Origin of the sequence: Pseudobdellovibrio sp. HCB154, from assembly GCF_046267985.1 — a bacterium.
Classification (GTDB): Bacteria; Bdellovibrionota; Bdellovibrionia; order Bdellovibrionales; family Bdellovibrionaceae; genus Pseudobdellovibrio.
In genome coordinates this window covers 1,866,734-1,883,436 of the sequence record NZ_CP176530.1, presented here as the reverse complement: position 1 = coordinate 1,883,436, position 16,703 = coordinate 1,866,734, and the positions used below count along the sequence as shown (strand labels likewise).

Annotated in this window: 21 protein-coding genes; 10 read left to right on the top strand and 11 right to left on the bottom strand. The window is 39.9% G+C overall.

Annotation, left to right across the window (positions count from 1 at the left end):
• Window positions 1–2 precede the first annotated feature (2 nt).
• The gene (gene trpS, locus ACKWCF_RS09235; RefSeq protein WP_409477291.1) at window positions 3–1,001 is read right to left on the bottom strand and encodes a tryptophan--tRNA ligase; all 999 of its coding nucleotides are present in this window, start codon (window positions 999–1,001) and stop codon (window positions 3–5) included.
• Between the two features lie 21 nt (window positions 1,002–1,022).
• Window positions 1,023–1,298: a hypothetical protein gene (locus ACKWCF_RS09230; RefSeq protein ID WP_409477290.1), complete on the bottom strand. Its 276-nt coding sequence runs from the start codon at window positions 1,296–1,298 to the stop codon at window positions 1,023–1,025.
• 114 nt (window positions 1,299–1,412) lie between these two features.
• Between ACKWCF_RS09230 and ACKWCF_RS09225 the strand changes: the two genes are divergently transcribed.
• On the top strand, window positions 1,413–2,324 hold the full coding sequence (locus ACKWCF_RS09225; RefSeq protein WP_409477289.1) for an alpha/beta hydrolase family esterase: 912 nt from the start codon (window positions 1,413–1,415) through the stop codon (window positions 2,322–2,324).
• 17 nt (window positions 2,325–2,341) lie between these two features.
• Window positions 2,342–3,220, top strand: a complete 879-nt coding sequence (locus ACKWCF_RS09220) for an AraC family transcriptional regulator (RefSeq protein ID WP_409477288.1) — start codon at window positions 2,342–2,344, stop codon at window positions 3,218–3,220.
• Window positions 3,221–3,226: 6 nt separating this feature from the next.
• On the opposite strand, the gene ACKWCF_RS09215 is transcribed toward ACKWCF_RS09220, so the two are convergent.
• Entirely contained in the window at window positions 3,227–3,421 is a 195-nt protein-coding gene (locus ACKWCF_RS09215) for a hypothetical protein (protein ID WP_409477287.1), read from the bottom strand.
• A gap of 98 nt (window positions 3,422–3,519) precedes the next feature.
• On the opposite strand from ACKWCF_RS09215, the gene ACKWCF_RS09210 reads away from it, so the two are divergent.
• Window positions 3,520–3,975: a hypothetical protein gene (locus ACKWCF_RS09210; RefSeq protein ID WP_409477286.1), complete on the top strand. Its 456-nt coding sequence runs from the start codon at window positions 3,520–3,522 to the stop codon at window positions 3,973–3,975.
• On the opposite strand, the gene ACKWCF_RS09205 is transcribed toward ACKWCF_RS09210, so the two are convergent.
• From ACKWCF_RS09205 to ACKWCF_RS09190, 4 genes are all read right to left on the bottom strand, one after another.
• On the bottom strand, window positions 3,968–4,633 hold the full coding sequence (locus ACKWCF_RS09205) for a hypothetical protein (protein WP_409477285.1): 666 nt from the start codon (window positions 4,631–4,633) through the stop codon (window positions 3,968–3,970). The two genes, ACKWCF_RS09210 and ACKWCF_RS09205, sit on opposite strands and share 8 nt — an antisense overlap.
• A gap of 159 nt (window positions 4,634–4,792) precedes the next feature.
• A complete protein-coding gene (locus tag ACKWCF_RS09200) occupies window positions 4,793–5,266 on the bottom strand; it encodes a hypothetical protein (protein ID WP_409477284.1) in 474 nt (157 codons plus the stop codon).
• A 79-nt stretch (window positions 5,267–5,345) separates the two neighbouring features.
• Window positions 5,346–5,840 carry a cupin domain-containing protein gene (locus ACKWCF_RS09195; protein WP_409477283.1) on the bottom strand — a complete coding sequence of 165 codons (495 nt, stop codon included), beginning with the start codon at window positions 5,838–5,840 and terminating at the stop codon, window positions 5,346–5,348.
• A 6-nt stretch (window positions 5,841–5,846) separates the two neighbouring features.
• Complete coding sequence (locus ACKWCF_RS09190) at window positions 5,847–7,787, bottom strand: methionine--tRNA ligase (RefSeq protein ID WP_409477282.1); 1,941 nt, start codon at window positions 7,785–7,787, stop codon at window positions 5,847–5,849.
• Window positions 7,788–7,936: 149 nt separating this feature from the next.
• On the opposite strand from ACKWCF_RS09190, the gene ACKWCF_RS09185 reads away from it, so the two are divergent.
• A complete protein-coding gene (locus tag ACKWCF_RS09185; protein ID WP_409477281.1) occupies window positions 7,937–8,212 on the top strand; it encodes a YheU family protein in 276 nt (91 codons plus the stop codon).
• 102 nt (window positions 8,213–8,314) lie between these two features.
• Entirely contained in the window at window positions 8,315–9,412 is a 1,098-nt protein-coding gene (locus ACKWCF_RS09180) for a Fic family protein (RefSeq protein WP_409477280.1), read from the top strand.
• A gap of 65 nt (window positions 9,413–9,477) precedes the next feature.
• Here ACKWCF_RS09180 and ACKWCF_RS09175 read toward each other — a convergent pair whose 3' ends face one another.
• The 3 genes from ACKWCF_RS09175 to ACKWCF_RS09165 form a co-directional block, all read right to left on the bottom strand.
• Window positions 9,478–10,155, bottom strand: coding sequence for a hypothetical protein (locus ACKWCF_RS09175; RefSeq protein WP_409477279.1), 678 nt, complete (start codon window positions 10,153–10,155; stop codon window positions 9,478–9,480).
• 263 nt (window positions 10,156–10,418) lie between these two features.
• On the bottom strand, window positions 10,419–10,991 hold the full coding sequence (locus ACKWCF_RS09170; protein ID WP_409477278.1) for a flavodoxin family protein: 573 nt from the start codon (window positions 10,989–10,991) through the stop codon (window positions 10,419–10,421).
• A gap of 76 nt (window positions 10,992–11,067) precedes the next feature.
• Window positions 11,068–11,931: an MBL fold metallo-hydrolase gene (locus ACKWCF_RS09165; protein WP_409477277.1), complete on the bottom strand. Its 864-nt coding sequence runs from the start codon at window positions 11,929–11,931 to the stop codon at window positions 11,068–11,070.
• Between the two features lie 159 nt (window positions 11,932–12,090).
• On the opposite strand from ACKWCF_RS09165, the gene ACKWCF_RS09160 reads away from it, so the two are divergent.
• A complete protein-coding gene (locus ACKWCF_RS09160; protein WP_409477276.1) occupies window positions 12,091–12,735 on the top strand; it encodes a Crp/Fnr family transcriptional regulator in 645 nt (214 codons plus the stop codon).
• Window positions 12,736–12,757: 22 nt separating this feature from the next.
• Here the strand turns inward: ACKWCF_RS09160 and ACKWCF_RS09155 are convergent, their stop codons facing one another.
• Window positions 12,758–13,378 carry a glutathione S-transferase C-terminal domain-containing protein gene (locus ACKWCF_RS09155; RefSeq protein WP_409477275.1) on the bottom strand — a complete coding sequence of 207 codons (621 nt, stop codon included), beginning with the start codon at window positions 13,376–13,378 and terminating at the stop codon, window positions 12,758–12,760.
• A 198-nt stretch (window positions 13,379–13,576) separates the two neighbouring features.
• Between ACKWCF_RS09155 and ACKWCF_RS09150 the strand changes: the two genes are divergently transcribed.
• Genes ACKWCF_RS09150 through ACKWCF_RS09135 form a run of 4 tightly spaced genes read left to right on the top strand, consistent with a single transcriptional unit; the run spans window position 13,577 to window position 16,679 of the window.
• Window positions 13,577–15,010 carry an MBL fold metallo-hydrolase gene (locus ACKWCF_RS09150; RefSeq protein ID WP_409477274.1) on the top strand — a complete coding sequence of 478 codons (1,434 nt, stop codon included), beginning with the start codon at window positions 13,577–13,579 and terminating at the stop codon, window positions 15,008–15,010.
• An 11-nt stretch (window positions 15,011–15,021) separates the two neighbouring features.
• Window positions 15,022–15,444, top strand: a complete 423-nt coding sequence (locus ACKWCF_RS09145) for a YeeE/YedE family protein (RefSeq protein ID WP_409477273.1) — start codon at window positions 15,022–15,024, stop codon at window positions 15,442–15,444.
• A complete protein-coding gene (locus ACKWCF_RS09140) occupies window positions 15,444–15,872 on the top strand; it encodes a DUF6691 family protein (protein WP_409477272.1) in 429 nt (142 codons plus the stop codon). The genes ACKWCF_RS09145 and ACKWCF_RS09140 overlap by 1 nt, the downstream gene beginning before the upstream one ends.
• Window positions 15,873–15,878: 6 nt before the next feature.
• Window positions 15,879–16,679, top strand: coding sequence for a sulfite exporter TauE/SafE family protein (locus ACKWCF_RS09135; protein WP_409477271.1), 801 nt, complete (start codon window positions 15,879–15,881; stop codon window positions 16,677–16,679).
• The last annotated feature ends 24 nt before the right edge of the window (window positions 16,680–16,703 follow it).

Below are 16,703 nucleotides of genomic sequence, written 5' to 3'. Positions count from 1 at the left end.
CCTTATCTGCGTCTTACAAGACCGACAGTGTCGTAAACTTTTTTAATTGTAGCTTCGGCACGAGCTTCAGCGCGTTCAGCACCTTCAACTAATAACTGATCTAAGTAATCACGATTTTTCATTAAATCATCGTACTTATCTTTAACCGGACCAAGTTTTTGAATCACGACTTGAGCTAAATCAACTTTTAAATGGCCGTACATTTTTCCAACATATTCGTTTTCAAGTTGTTCGATGGTTTTTCCGCTTAATACTGAATAAATCGTAAGTAAGTTTGAAACGCCGGCTTTATTTTCAACATCGTATTTAATTTCAGAACCAGAATCTGTAGCAGCTGATTTAAATTTTTTCTCGATCGCTTTAGCGTCGTCGATAATTGAAATGCGGTTTTTATCGTTTTCATCAGACTTCGACATTTTTTTAGTCGGGTCTTGTAACGACATAATACGTGCGCCAGTTTTGCCGATCATTGGTTCTGGCATTTTAAAAATACCTTTACCATAACGATTTTCAAAATAACCAACTAGATCACGGCATAATTCTAAATGTTGTTTTTGATCTTCTCCTACCGGAACTAAATCAGCTTGGTATAAAAGAATATCAGCCGCCATTAATACCGGATAAGTGAATAATCCAGCATTGATGTTTTTCACATGTTTTTCAGCTTTTTCTTTAAACTGAGTCATACGGTTTAGATAACCCATCGGAGTTAAGCACGTTAAAATCCAAGAAAGTTCTGTATGTTGCGGAACTTGTGATTGCGCAAAAATAATATTTTTCTTTGGATCAAGACCAAGTGCCAAGTACTGCGCAAAAAAACTGTGTGTGCGCTTACGAAGAACTTCAGGGTCTTGATGCACTGTTAAAGCATGAAGATCAGCTAAGAAATATAAGCAGTCGTATTCATCTTGTAATTGTGTCCACGTGTTGATGGCCCCGATATAGTTACCAAGGGTTAAATCGCCAGTGACTGTACTTCCGCTTAAAATTGTCTTTTTCATGCATACTAATGTAGTAGGTTTTTAGATGTTTTTAAAGCTCAAAATCTCGGCAATCACACTCTCGACACTGGCCGCACGAGTCATAGTCATCTGCTGGGCAACACTCACGGTGATGCGCTTATCGGGACAGAATCTAAAACAAGAATAAGTCGAAATATTCCAAATACGATCAGGGCGTTTGGCTTCAAGCCCGGCTTTCACGTCAGCTAAAAACTGATCGTGCGCTTCGGGGGTAAGAGCCACTGCTCCCATACATCCGGAGCAAATTACAATGTCGACCGTACAGGTTTCTGCCATGTGAACAGTCTACAGCAATAATTGTCGCTGGGTCTAATAGTGAACACTTAGTCATTCTAAAAAATAACTTATTTGAGATGGTGGGAGTAGCTTTTGCTTTAAGTAGTTCTTAGGATGAAAATACACTTTTGGGCTTTAATTTTACTGCTGACTCATTCATTGCTGCTTTTGACTTCACAAGCAGCTCAAGCCGATATTTTGTACAAGTATTATAACCTAAATACGAGTGTCTCAGAACGAGACAGTGCAGTTAAGCGCCCACTGATCTTGTGGATTCACGGCTGCCGCCAAAAAGTAGATACCTTTGTCGCAGTTACAGATATCGTAGAGAAAACGAAATCACTTAATCCGATCATCATCGCCCCTTATCAAGATTCAAAATTAAATGTCTTAAAATGTTGGAACTTTTTTTCAGATGAAATGCAAAAACGTGATGGCGAATTTATGGAAGTCATCAAAGAAATTCAAAAGCATATTGATTCGGGCGAGGCTGATCCTGAAAGAATTTTTATTGGTGGATTTTCTTCAGGAGCAATCTTTGCGCAGCACTTAACTTTGTGTTTTCCAGAAATTTTTAAAGCAGCGCTACTTCATTCGGGCGGGCCGTTTGACTACAACAAGGCAATGGACTCAAAAGAAGGTGTAGCTACGGGAGCGAAAGAGGCTTTAGCTTGCGCTTCAACGAATTTAAGTCAAAGAAAATTAAAAAATATTTTATATTTTCACGGCAAAAAAGATCATATCTTACCGTGGAAGTCGGGTTTAAGTGGCTTTGCGCAAGCTGTGCATTATTTCGATTTAAATGATGATGCTGAAGCGAACAATTCTTTTGAATTCAAACAGTCTCGAGATCAAGAAAAACTTGATATGGCGGTTAAATTTCCAGATGGCACTGCGCTTGAATTTGTGCGCATTGAAAATATGTCGCACCGCTGGTCGGGAAGCCGCCCAGGGTCTGCGTTTAGTTCTCCCGAGACTATGTCTAGCGTCGATGCGTTTTTAAATATGACAAATAACTTAAAATAACTGTATTTTAGTTATTGATGAAATCAGTTTCAAAAAACGAAAAAAACTTAAAAATCCTTTACCCGATCGAAGCGCTAGGTGTTGAAAAAGCCTTGGCCGGCGAAATTCGTGTTGAAACTTTACCAGCTCGTTTAAAGCCCAAAGTTGATTTTCCGCACCGTCATGATTTTTATCAATTAACCTTTGTCACAAAAGGTAAGGGCTGGCACGAGATTGATTTCACAAAGCACAAAATCAACGGCCGTCAGATTTTCTTTATGAAGCCAGGCCAAGTGCACGCCTGGGTTTTTGAAAAGGGTGCGCAAGGCTATGTGATCGAGTTTACCCGTGAATCGCTGCCTTCAGTTTCTGTGAAATCATTATTTTTATTAAAACAAATTCCGTTAATTCAAGATGCTATAGTTTTTAAAAAAGAATCGTTTTGGAAAGATTTTGAAACAACTTGTGAATTAATGATCGCTGAATTTACGAATAAATCTGAGTACTTCGAAGTAAGTCTTGAAGGCTTATTGCAAAGTTTGTTAGTTCCGTTACTGCGCGCTTCAGAAAACGTTACGCAACATAATACTTCAAGTCTTGTCGAGAAATTTCAGCATTTAGTAGATGAGTATTATCAGACCGAACATGAAGTTGGTTTTTACGCGAAAAAAATGAATATGACACCGAAAGCCTTAACTATGCAGGTGAGCCGAAGCCTTAAAAAATCTCCGCGTGCGGTAATTCAAGAGCGGTTCATGTTAGAAGCTAAAAGGTTATTGTCGTATTCAGACATGAGCGTAGCTGAAGTAGGTTATGAGCTTGGTTTTGATGATGCGAACTACTTTACACGGTTTTTCACGAAAGCCGCGAAAATTTCGCCATCAAATTTTCGCGATAAGGTTAAAGCACTTAAGTGAATCTATTTAGCTTAGGTGTTTACCAAAGCCAGTTTCTTCTGAACTTGATCCTTTAGTATGAGCTTTTTCAGCGTCGCGAGCGACTTGGCCAGTAACGCCAACCCATTCCGGAAAAAAGAAAAGTAGCGCTAAGTACACAAGAGTTGCGGCGCAAAACACAAGTACCCCGCCAGCAAATACAGTTAATGCAGTGTTGTCCATAAATTCCTCCTGTTTGATGTTTTAAGTATAACAGAAGGGTATCGGGCTACTAGGTAAGGATTAGACTTTCACTAGCACAAAGGTAACAATAAAGACGTATGATATCGTTAAAGTTTGAATCAAAGCTTAAAGCTACGCCTGAGCAAGTTTGGCAAAGTATTACCTCGATAGAAGGTTTAACTTTTGAAATGTTGCCGTTTATGCGCCTAACAGTACCAAAGGGGTATAAAACGCTCGCTGATATTTATCCTAGAAAACCAGACGCTAATTTTCGCAGTTGGGTTTTGTTATTTGGAATTCTTCCGATTGATCACACAGACCTTCAATTAAAAAGTTTAACGCCGCTAAAGGGCTTTGTTGAAGAGTCAAATATGGCTTCGATGAAATACTGGCGCCATGAACGAAAGATTGTTCCTGTGAGCGAAGGTGAAACGTCAGTCATTGACGAACTGACGTTTGAGCCTCTGAGGTTAAAGAGTTTGTCTGCCTTAGTTATTCGAAAATTTTTCGAACACAGGCATAAAAAACTTAAACAGAAATTTAGCTTTAATTAAGCGGTAAGCGAGTAATTTTAAATACCCAACCAAAGCCATTTTCAGTTTTGTCAACGATGACTGACGTACCTGTGGTTTTTAAATCTTTACTATCAAACTCAAGAGACGTTTTAACGAAAGCCATATCTGCTTCCGGAATGTTGGGTAAAGCACACGCGGCATTGTCGAAAGTAAAATTCCAACCACGTAAATGTTCAACGCCAGTTAAAAGGGTCGCGATTTTATAAGATGGTCTACCTTGTGGAAAGCCCGGTGCTGAGCCTGGTGTTCCCGGAGGTTTTGGCGCATTTGGAGCTTGTACGGGCTCGCGAACAATCACGGCTTGACCGAGAGGTACTTCGTTTAATTTAAAAGCTTCGTATTGGCCAACAGCAGTTTGTGTTCCGTGACAATCGCCAAAAGTAAAATCAGGTTTCATCTCTTCGTGATAAGCAGTTACCCCGTCTTCAATTGATAGAATATTTGTAACAACTTGCTGTAGTTCAGTTTTAACTTCAACGGTGTAAGTGATATGATCAACGATTGAACTTAACTTTACATCAAAACCGCGATCTGAAAAATCCGCTCTTGTGTACGTAGCTTCAACTTTAAAAGTTTCTCCAGGGGCTGCGTGGGCTTGTGATAGAAATAACGAAAAAATGAGATTGGCTAAAAACATAATTGCTCCATTTCCTGCGAGCGTTCGCAGTGGTTTTTGTTTCAAAAGAGCAAATGAAATAATTGAGATTTATTTTTTTTACAACGGGTATTTTGGTACAGACTTTACCGCGAAGAGCTGTTCGAGATGAAGCACTTCGCGGGATTTTTGACTCGTAGATTAGTGAATTTGATAAGTGAAAACAGTTTCTTGCGGCTGAGAATGGCAAGTGTCATTTGTCATTTCTTGCGTAACTTTAATATCTAAGTATTCAACGCCAGCAACGCCATCGTTATCAGTTTGACCTTTGATAGATAGAACTACGCGTTCGCCATCGCCGCAGCCTGATTCCCATTTATCAACTAAGATATTTTCTGATCTGAATGAAAAACCATTTTCATTTCTTCTCGCATGGTAAGTAACTTTTAAATTGTTAAATAAATTAGGCATAAAGTAGCTGTAAGCGCTGATCTCTGTGCCATCAGTATTAACAGTTAAAGTTTCTAAGCAAATTTGTTGTGGAATATTGTTATCCGCAAGGGCTACTTGTTTTGGATTTATTCTGTAGCATGTTTGGTTGGCGATATGATCTTCAGGGCCAGCAAATACATTAAAAGTAGTAAATAGAACGATGGTAGCGATTAAAGCTTTCATAAAACTCCCTATTCGGTTTTGTAGGGATTAGATAACACAACTTTTCAAAAAATTGGGTCAGCGTTTTGTTAAGGTTTTTCTAAACATTACCTTGTAGAGCGTGTTCTGGCCAATATTTGGCTGGATCTTCTTCATCTTTAAAATAATTTACAACCTGCCCATTTTGCATAAAACCGTTGGGGCTGCTGATTTTTTTTGAATCAGGGTATTGGCAGGCATCATTGTCAGAGACATTAGCAATAGCCAAAAATTTAAAAGGCTTATCTGTATGGTTATACATATTATGAGCGGTCTCAGGGCCTGTGCGGTAAAAAATCACATCACCGGGTGAAACTTTGCGAAACTCGTTATTGCAACGAACAATTGCTTCACCTTCAAGTACAAGAAATAATTCTTCTTCGTCAGAATGCCAGTGATAGGGACAAGAAAAGTTTTTTGGATCAATCACTTCTAAATGAAAGCCAAGCTTTTTAGCTCCGAATTTCTCAGCTAATTCTAAAACAGCGCCAGTGTAATTTTTTTGACCGGCGGCAATTCGTAAATCTTTAGCTGTTAGAAGATTTAAAATATTCATTCGTAATTATTCTTCAGCGGGAGCCGCGTCAGCCACAGCCGGGAAGTATACACCCTTAGGATTAATTTTATGACCTGCAGGTAAGCCAGTTCCTAACTCGTCAGCGCGCATAACGCTTTCAGGTAAGTTTAATGTTTTACGAACTTCATTCATCGTTTGCGGAGCAAATGGCGCAAGCATGATCATTAAGTTTTTTAAGACATAAAAACATGTGTAAAGCGCATCTTTACGATCAGCTTCAACGCCACGGTCATCGTGCGGTTTGTACTGTGTAAATAATGAATTAATTTGGCGTGCGTAGTTTTCTACCTGGCCCAGTAAAGTTGAATAATCGCCTTTTTGCATTGAGCGTAAGTACATTTGCACAAGCTTCACAGTTTCGGCTTCGGCTTTACCGATCAGTTTTCCTTCAGGAACAACTCCGCCAAATTTTGAATGACAAGCTGAAATAGGTTTTTCTAAAGCCGCATTTAACGGGCCCGCTAAAAATTTATTACGTTCAGCAAAATGAGCAAAATCAAAATTCGAAGCTTTTACCGGAAGCGATAACATCGCTAAGTAATAACGAACTTGTTCAGATGAATAACCCATCTCTAAAAGTTGATCACCAGAGTAGAAGTTGCCCGTTGATTTACTCATCTTTTCGCCATTCACCATTAAGTGGTAAACGCTTAAGATTTCTGTCATTTGTAAATCACCTTTAACGGGTTGAACTTGAGGATTAGCTTGTTGGCCTAACCACATCGAACCTTGCATAATCACATAGAAGAAAACGTTATCTTGCCCTAAGAACTGAACAACAGTTGCTTCAGGATCACACCAGAAATCTTTGTAAGATTCTGGATCGCGGCCACTTTGTTTTAAAGCTACTTGTGAAAACACAACCGGAGCAATCAATGAATCGGGCCACACGTAAAGTGTTTTACCTTTCATTTCTGGATCAATCTCTGGTGGTACAGGAATACCATTTGATACGTCACGCGTGATCGGGCGGTAACCCCAGTGATCAGTAATCACAGATGGAATACCGTTTGCTTCTAACACTGACTGCGCGGTCGCAAGATCAGCTTTGTTATCAAATAAACATTCAACTTTTTTACCAGGCACATAACGCGATTTATGTTTTGGTAAAGTGTCTTTGATTTCTTTGTATTTTGGCTCGTGAGTATTTTCAAAACGACAACCGATTAACACTGTGTTTGTCACTTCTTGAATCACACCCGTACGCCAAGCTTTTTGTTTTGTATCAATCCAAGTTTTTAACGGATCAGCCACTTTCCACATGTTAAGCCACCAGTGAGCCGTGTCTTTAAGTTCTGGTGTGGCATCAGTTAATTGACTGCGCGGATCTTTTAATTCACTCGGATCAAACTTCGCTCCGCAGGCATCACATTCATCAGAATAAGCTTCAGTGCTTGCGCAATTAGGGCAAGTGCCGCGAACAAAACGATCTTGTAAGAAACGGTTGGCTTTCGGATCAAACCATTGTTTTGTCACGCGTTTTTCTAACATGTCGTTTTTATATAAACGGCGTAAGAAATCTTGCGAGTATTTTTCGTGAAGCGGGTAGGTCTCAGGACGAGAAGTTCCTGTAAACACATCTGTTTGAATAGAATAATTTTTTAAAGTTAATTTCTGTTGTTCATGAATTGTATCGATAAATTCACGAATCGTTTTACCAGCTTTGTTCGCTGCGACTTCAGAAGTTGAGCCGTGATCATCGTTACCGTTAACGAATAAAACATTTTCAGCGCCGATTAACATACGCATCCAGCGCGCATAGATATCAGCAGGAACATGCGCTCCAGCTAAGTGACCCAAATGTAAAGGACCGTTGGCGTACGGCATACCTGCTGTAATAACAGCTTTTTTCGGACGCTTGTGCATCGCTAGAACAGATTTCACATCAGTCGGTGGACCAAATTGCGGCTTTTGAGCTTGAGACATAATTAAACCTCTAAAGAGTCTAATTTAGCGAAAATTATCCAAGCTGTGCACTACTTTTGCGGCAAAATTGTTGAATTGTGCGTTACATAACAATTCTTAAGCTGGCTGCGAGTTTGACGCCCTAATTTCCCCATGCAAATATGCCTAACATGAATCCAGAAAACAGCCCTGAAATCCTTCCTCCTATTGAAGTTCCCCGAGAAAAGCTATCGCCAGAAATTATCGATGCTTTAATCGAAGAATTTGTCTTACGCGAAGGCACTGATTACGGGGCGGTTGAGATCAGTCTTCAAAAGAAAAAAGAGCAGGTCGAAAAGCAGCTTTTAAAAAACGACATCAAAATCGTCTTCGATTTCACGGCTGGATCTGCGACATTAATGACAGCCCAGCAATTTAAGCGTTTAGCGCTCCAAAAAACTAGCTAAGTAAGATTTTCCCTGTAGTGATTAACCTCAGTACAGATCGGTAAATCCAAAGCTTCTATATTTCTTTAAAACCGGGAATACATCTTTCATAGGTATTTCTTCATGAAAAATCTAGTACGTTTTACGGTGTCTTTTTCAGTCTTATTAATCTCTAAGGTAGCCTTAGCAACCCCGCTGGTTTGCCAATGGCAAGCTGTTAAGGTGACAGATCCTTCTTTTAGTAGAAGCGAGCTAAGACAGTATTACCGAAAGGTTGAATTTGAGTGTGAATACACGCTTAAGATGGGTAAGGTTTCTCAGAAGTTGGCTGAAATGGGCCGTCCGATGGGCCGTTTAAACTACTACCAAGGTTTACGTTATGTAGATCGTTATAGTTTTGAAAAAGCGCGCCGAGAAAATATTCCGTTAAATGTGATTTTTCAAATTAAACCCGAAGATTACGAAGTTCCTATCGCGCAAAGAAGTCACTTAGTTTGGGATAACTGGAGTAAGGGCATTGCTACGTTACATCCAGTTAAAGAACAACTTAGAAACGGTCAGCCTTTCACGCTAGAGTTCTTCAAACAAATTCACAGAAGCTTTTATACCGCTGATGAATCAGGTCAGTACGGTATGGTGATGGGCCCAGGTACAATCAAAGATGCAAAAGATGCCGAGATCAGTTGGACTCTTAAAGAAAAGCAAAACGAAGTCGCCGCGAATGTACAAGCTATTAATCATATGTATCTGGCATTAGGCCTTGAGCCAAAACCAACAGAAGCCACGGGCTTTACGCAAATTATGTTGGTTCAAAATGGTCTACTTAAACCATCGCATCCAGCATACTCTGAAACTCACATCAAAAATCTTTTATCTTTTCTTGATCGTATGATTCAAAATATGCGCGAACATAAACCTCTTGTGTGGAATGGGAAAATCTTTACTCCACGAGAGTTAGCTCTTTTCGTTCAACAAACGATCGTTCGTATTCATGGTTTTCACGATGGTAACGGCCGTATAAGCCGTTATATGCAAGATTTAGTTTTAGCGTTGTTCGATATGCCAGCTATTCCATCGGGTGATTTACAAGTCGATGATATGACGATGTTATCAGAGAATTATTACGAACTAGCAACGCGCGCCAGTGATCATCAACTTCAAGTTCTGGATGCTTGCACTGACAAGAGAAATCAAAATTTCGACTGTCAGCTTGTCGATTAAAATCACAAATAAAAAAGGGCGCTCGGTCAAGCGCCCTCAAGGAAAGTTCAAATTTTAACTATCAATTATCGGCAAGTTGCGCGGTATTGGTAGATTTTTTCTGATTCGCTATCAGCAGCGCTAATGTTCGCAACAACGGCACCGTTAGCAGGGTGAACTAATACGCCATTTAAACGATCTGTCGTAGTTCTATTATAGTATTCAACTTCTTGGTTACCATGACGGTTAACAGATACTGGTCCACATTTAGTTACAGTTTGACCGCCAGTACATACTTCACGTGTTTTACATTTTGTGCCTGAAGGATCACACTCAGTCACTTGTTGGCAAGATTTAGGCTGTGTAAAGTCCTGGCAACGGTGTTCAGTCACCGTATAGGTACAGCTTTCAACTGAACGAATTAATCCAGAGCTTGATGTATCTACAGTGTATTGAGCATCTAAATTATAAGATTGTCCGTTTTGACCAGCTGGTAAATTTAATCTATCACCAGCGTTAATTTTTTTAAGATTTTGTTGAGTTTTGAATTCAAATTTTTTGTCGTTAAATTGTAATTCAAAAGTTTTTTTACCAGTGAATTTAACTCTCATGGCTTTGTGTTGCGGAGCTAACAGAACATTTTCACCCTTAGTTGATCTTAAAGATATCTGAGAAAGGATGTTAATGCTTCCAGATAACTCCTGCTTACATGATACTAATAATAATAACGCGCTTGATACGATCGGTAATAATAGCTTTTTCATGGTTTTTTCCCCTAATGGTTTGGTTTTGTTGTTCGGTTTCCATTAGAGCAACTGACGTGCCGCAAATTCGCGCTATTGTGACACTAGGAAGTTTTTATACGAATATCGGTCAAATTTCGCTCGAGAGCGGGCTAAAAACGATCTGAAGAATTTGCCCGGTGCTTTTTGGTTTTAGGCACGCTCGATAAGGTTTGGGCGTGTGTGGTGACACAGGAATTTTTAAGGATGTGTTAAATAAAATTTGTGAACTAATTTCAAAGTTTTTAGACCCAGTTCTTGCGAAAGTTTTTACGATCAACGGGCCAAGCTTTCCATTTTGTCTTTATATTTAAAGCTAATTCGAAATTTTCTAAGATCATCGAGATATCATCCAAAGACCAAAAATCATCTTTATACTTTTTTGACAGAGAATTTTTAAGAGCCAGTGAAGTCACAAGTGAATAAACCATTCCACTCATCGGCGGAATCAGGCACCCGAAAGTAGAAAGTACACCTTGAAGACGTGAGAGAACGGCTTTTCCACCTACAGAATGATTTAAGACAAACACAGCCGAGGGTTTTCCCACAAAGCTTTCTGTGCCTTCAAGATCAGTGGCCTCTTCTAAAAACTTTTGTAGTGGTGAACCCCAAGAATCCCAGTAGGTGCCAGTTATAAAAATAAAGCCAGACGCTTTATCGATGTCTTTATATAAAGAAGACGTCTTTTTAACTTCAGCTAAATGAATGACTTTAGTTTTTAAAGACGCAGGTAAAGTCTTTTGAATAATTTTAATAAAATTATTGCTGTTACCTTTTTTTGCATTCGGGCTTCCGTTTAAAATCAATACTGTACTCATATAACGGAAGCGTAATGCTTTATTTATAGCTAGTCAAATTTTGCTGTGCCAGTTGCAACTGGTTGGTCGTTACTCCTTAGTCTCTTACTGGAATTTTCAGATATCTTTTTCCGTTATCTTCTGGTTCTGGTAAATGTCCGGCATCAATGTTGACTTGCACGCTCGGCAGCAGTAGGCGGGGGGCAGCCAGTGATTTATCGCGGGTGTTTCTGAATTCAACAAAATCTGTTCTGTTGGTTTCTGATTTAAGCTGAATATTTTTGGCTTTTTCTTCACCGATCGTACTTTGAAAAGCTAAGGCTCTGCCATTGGGTAAATAATCATGACCGACATAGACTTTGTAGTAGTCTGGCAACTTATAAAGTTTTTCGTGCACGGATGTATACAGATCATCGGCACTTCCTGCGGGAAAGTCGCATCGTCCAGTTCCATAGTCGGGCATAAATAAAGCATCACCGGTAAAAACAGAATCCTCAACGACGTAGCTTGAACAAGCCGGTGTATGGCCCGGGGTATAGATAGTTTCAATTTTTAAAGTGCCGGCTGCTAGGATTTCACCTTCTTTTAGAAGTAAATCAAATTGGCTCCCATCAGTTTTAAAGTTTGGATCTAAATTAAAGACATCTTTAAAAACTTTTTGCACTTCGGTGATTTTTGCGCCGATGCCAATTTTAGCTCCAGGCAGATTTTTTTTTAAGAACTGCGAGCCGCTGACGTGATCAGCATGAGCATGCGTCTCTAAAATATAATGAACTTTTAAATTATTCTCCTTTACAAAAGCCAGAACCTGTTCGGCAGATTGTGTAGACATTTTTGAAGCGGCCGGGTCATAATCCCACACGGGATCCATAATGACAGCGTCTTTTGTGACCGAGTCGTAAACGACATAAGTTAAAGTCCATGTGGCTTTGTCAAAAAACTCTTTAACGATAGGCTTCATATATGCTCCTTTTGCTATATGACCTAATTTAGCAAATTTCTGTGGCTGCAATTATGTTCTGGATCATAATTTTTGCAAAAAATTGGCCGCCAATAAATGCGCGCAAATGACCTGCGTTAGAGGGTGTAATTTGCCCCGGTGGTTTGCTAGAATTTTTGCATGAACACGAAAGAGCTTTGGTCTGATCTAACACCAGAAATGCATTGGTATTTTGAATCGCAATCGCAGTCACTCCAGTTTAAAAGGGGCGACCATATCTACTCTCAAGGAGAATCTCCTAAAGGAATGTACTTTGTTAAGTCGGGGTTAGTGGGCTTAACGATCTTAAGTTCGACATCTGGCAAAGAGCATCTGCTAAGGTTTTTTCGAGAAGGGCAATTTTTTGGTCACCGCGCCCTTTTTTCAGACGAAGGTTATCACGGTAACACCATAGCGCTTGAACCAACAGCTATTCGATTTATACCCAAAGCTTCGGTTTTGGCAGGAATTGAAAAAGATCAGTCACTCTTAAAAAACGTCGTTTACGTTTTAGCTAAAGAATTGCGTCGATGCGAAACCCAGCATGTTATGATTTTAGAAAACGAGATTAAAGTTCGCGTCGCACAATCGTTAGTGTATTTAAAAGACCTGCATCCGCAGCATAACTGGACCCGCCAAGAAATTGCGAACTTTTGCGCCAGCACGGTATCTACAGTTATTAAAGCTTTAGCCGAACTAGAAACGGAAGGGTTTATTTTACAAGAGGGACGCTCAATTCAAATTTTAAACCGCGATGGTTTGATCGCCCTTCAGGATCAAGCTTAAAATGTTTTTAGACCTCTTTTCTTTAAAGAACCGGAACTGTCGCTTTGACAGACTCGCGTTGCATTTGTTTTTCGTAATAATTCATGAGAACAGGGTATTTTTCTTTTAATGAAAAATCCTCACTAAAGCGCAGTTGTACATAACCGAGCGCACTGATAAGAGCAAAATCAGCTACGGTAAGTCGTCTACCAAATAAAAATTGTTGAGATCCCAATATATTTTGCAGGTGCTCAAGACCGCGATGGAGCTTGCCGAACTGCCGATCGATCCACCACGGATGTTGCAAATCTTCAGGTCTTTTTCTCCTTTCGGCAAATAGGCAAAGCGAAGCGTCCATGATTCCTTCAGCCAGGGCCTCGATTCTTTTAATCTCTAAATACTGAGTCGGATTGGGTGAGCTGAATTTGTAGCCATTTTGATTTTCTAGAAGTTCTACAATTACACGCGAATCAACAATAGCTTCATTGTCTTTAGTTATCCAAACAGGCACTTTGCCTAACGGATTAAATTTAATCACCCCTGTATTGTCGTTCCAGGGAACGTCTACAATGACTTCAAAATCAACATTATTCTCCAGAGCCGCCAGTCTCACTCGTCGTGCGTAAGGACTGGTTGTTGACAGGATAAGTTTTGGTTTATTCACTATATTCTCCTTCGTATTGAATGAACATGATTGGCAATAGACTAACTTAAAAGCTGGCTAGACAATGATGTGCTGGCACAGCATTGGATGTTTCGAAATTAGACGCGGCGAATCTCTTCGGCGACAGAGATCAAAATAACAAGGTAATTGATGTGCTGGCACATCATTGGTTTTTTTATTTTATACGATAGTAGAGATATGGATTTTTCAAAGATTTCACAAATTTCATGCGAGCAGATCTATAACATTTGGACAACTGAGCCTGAGCTGATCAGTTTGCTGGATTTACGTAGCAAGGCGGAATTTGATTCAGGTCATATCCCAGGATCTCAATTTGCTAAGGTCGAAACAATAACCGAAGTTCTAAAAAATATCGGAAACAAGTTGGCCGTTATCATAGCTCCGGCACAAATCGAGCAAGAAATAATTAAAAATTGTGAAAGCTTTGATAATTATGTTCTTATGAGTCAGTGCCATCGTTGGATTGAACTTAACCATCCACTTTTTGGAGACGGCCTTAAGCATGCGAATAAAAGATTTAATTACATTTTTAATAGAGGAGAGTCTGTGAATAACAATATTATTTTTCACCAGTTGTTTGAGCCCATATCGTCGACCTACACCTATATCATCGCTGATAAAAAAACGAAAGAAGCCGCAATTATCGACCCTGTTCTAGAAATGGTAGAGCGTGATGCCAAGTTGATTGATGAACTTGGGTTAAAAGTAATTTATGCACTAGACACGCATATTCATGCTGACCACATTACGGGCGCCGGTGAACTGCGAAAACGTTTAGGGCTGAAATCGGGTGTAAGCGCAGAAGCTCAAATTGCTTGTGTCGATATTCCTTTAGAAGACGGGCAAGAACTTTTATTGGGGGATAAAACTCTAAAAGTTATCGCAACACCCGGGCACACCAACACCTGTCTGACTTATGCTTTTGAAGGCCTGATTTTTACCGGCGATGCACTGTTAATCAGAGGATGTGGCCGAACTGATTTTCAACAAGGAAACTCAGAAACGCTGTTTAAGAGTGTGCGAGAAAAGCTTTTTAAGCTTCCTGATGAGACAGTGATTTACCCCGGCCATGATTACCGTGGCCATACGTCATCGACGATCGGTACGGAAAAAAAACATAATGAACGGTTAAAAGAATCAATTTCATTGGAAGCTTTTAAAAAGATTATGTCTGAACTTAAACTGGCTAATCCTAAAAAGATTCATGAAGCGGTACCGGCAAATTTAGTCTGTGGTGTTGTTAAAGACAGTCAAATTTTTCACCCGCAGGTAAATAATGGTACGCCTGAAATTACTGTCGAAGAACTTTTTGAGCACAGAGAAGATGTCACGAAAAACAAATTTCGTTTAATCGATGTCAGACGTGCCGATGAATACAACAATGAACTGGGTCATATTGAAGGTACTGAATTGATTACTTTAGGACCGGATCTTAGCGCGTTCTTAGAAAAAGGTGACCGTTCAGAAGAAATTATTTTTGTATGTCGTAGTGGTGTACGTTCAGCCACAGCGACACAAGAAAGTATTAAATTAGGCTATAAATTTACCATTAACTTGGTCGGCGGAATGCTTCGCTGGAACGAAAAAAAATTACCAGTTGTTAGAGAGTAAGGAGTTTTAATATGAGTCAGGATTGGATCAACGCTTTATTAGGTGGAGTATTAATTGGTACATCAGTATCACTTATGCTTTTTTGGAACGGCCGTGTCACTGGAATCAGTGGAATTATTAACGGGGCCTTGTCGCCGGTTAAAGGTGATACTTTGTGGCGAGTTCTTTTTATTGCCGGCTTGTTTTTAGGTGGACTTGTCATGGGACAGCTCAACCCAAATACTTTCGCTAACACCTTAACCTCGGATGCTTGGACAACGATTGCTGCAGGTTTACTGGTTGGTTTTGGAACGATTATGGGAAGTGGATGCACAAGTGGCCATGGCGTCTGTGGTATCAGCCGAATGTCACCACGATCATTAGTTGCGACAGCTGTTTTTATGGCCTCAGGAATCGCCGCTGTTTATATCTTTAGAATGTTAGGAGTTTACTAATGAAAAATTCGTTAGCTGCTTTAGTTGTAGGGTTTGTTTTTGCAATCGGACTTGGCTTATCAGGTATGACCCAGCCACAAAAAGTTATTGGCTTTTTAGATTTATTCGGCAACTGGGATCCATCGCTGATTTTTGTTATGGCCGGTGCCATTGTTGTTCATTTTATAACTTATAAAATAATCAGAAAAAGAAAATCGCCATTACTAAGCCCTGATTGGCATGTGCCAACCAAAAAAGAGATTACACCGGCTTTAATGTTGGGATCTTTTATTTTCGGTGTTGGTTGGGCGTTAGGTGGATTTTGTCCGGGGCCAGCCATCACATCACTGGCAAGTTTTGACAAAACTCCGGCGTTGTTTGTGACCAGCATGCTTGTGGGAATGTTCTTGTTTCGTGCGGTTGATAAAAAATTAAAATTACAAAAGTAGGTTTTTATGGAAATCGTAGGGTATATAGCTTCGATATTTATGGGACTATCGCTGGGCATGATCGGCGGCGGTGGGTCTATTTTAACTGTGCCGATCCTGGTGTATTTATTTAGTACCAATCCGATCACGGCGACAGCCTATTCTTTATTTATTGTGGGGGCTACTGCATTAGTCGGTGGATTGTTTTACTTAAGAAAAGGTGAAGTAGATCTTAAAACCGGATTTATTTTCGCGGTGCCAAGTTTTATCGGTGTTTATTTAACACGGGCTTATGTTGTACCGGCGCTACCAGACCCGGTGTTTCAATGGGGAAGTTTTGTTTTTTCTAAGCCGCTACTGATCATGTTAGTTTTTGCCGTTTTAATGGTGGCGGCATCAGTTTCAATGATCAAGGCAAAAAAATCTGAAACTCAGAAAGCCGAACTATCACCAACAACTAAGTTTTTACTGATCGCTGCCGAAGGGTTAGTGGTCGGAGGTGTGACCGGGTTTGTCGGTGCAGGTGGTGGATTTTTAATTATTCCGGCGTTAGTAGTGCTTGTCGGTATGCCAATGAAAATAGCTGTAGGAACTTCGCTTTTCATTATTTCTGCAAAATCACTGATCGGCTTTATCGGTGATCTGCAGCACCATGCTCAAGTTAATTGGACTTTGTTGTTTACGATTACTGGAATAGCTGTGGTGGGGTTATTTATAGGTATGGCTCTGTCAAAAAAAGTTTCTGAAAAAGGCCTTAAAAAAGGATTTGGTTACTTTGTGCTGGTCATGGGTGCCCTTATCTTATTCGATCAAATTAAGAAGCTGTAGAATGCTGCCCTAAGGTCGAGCGCA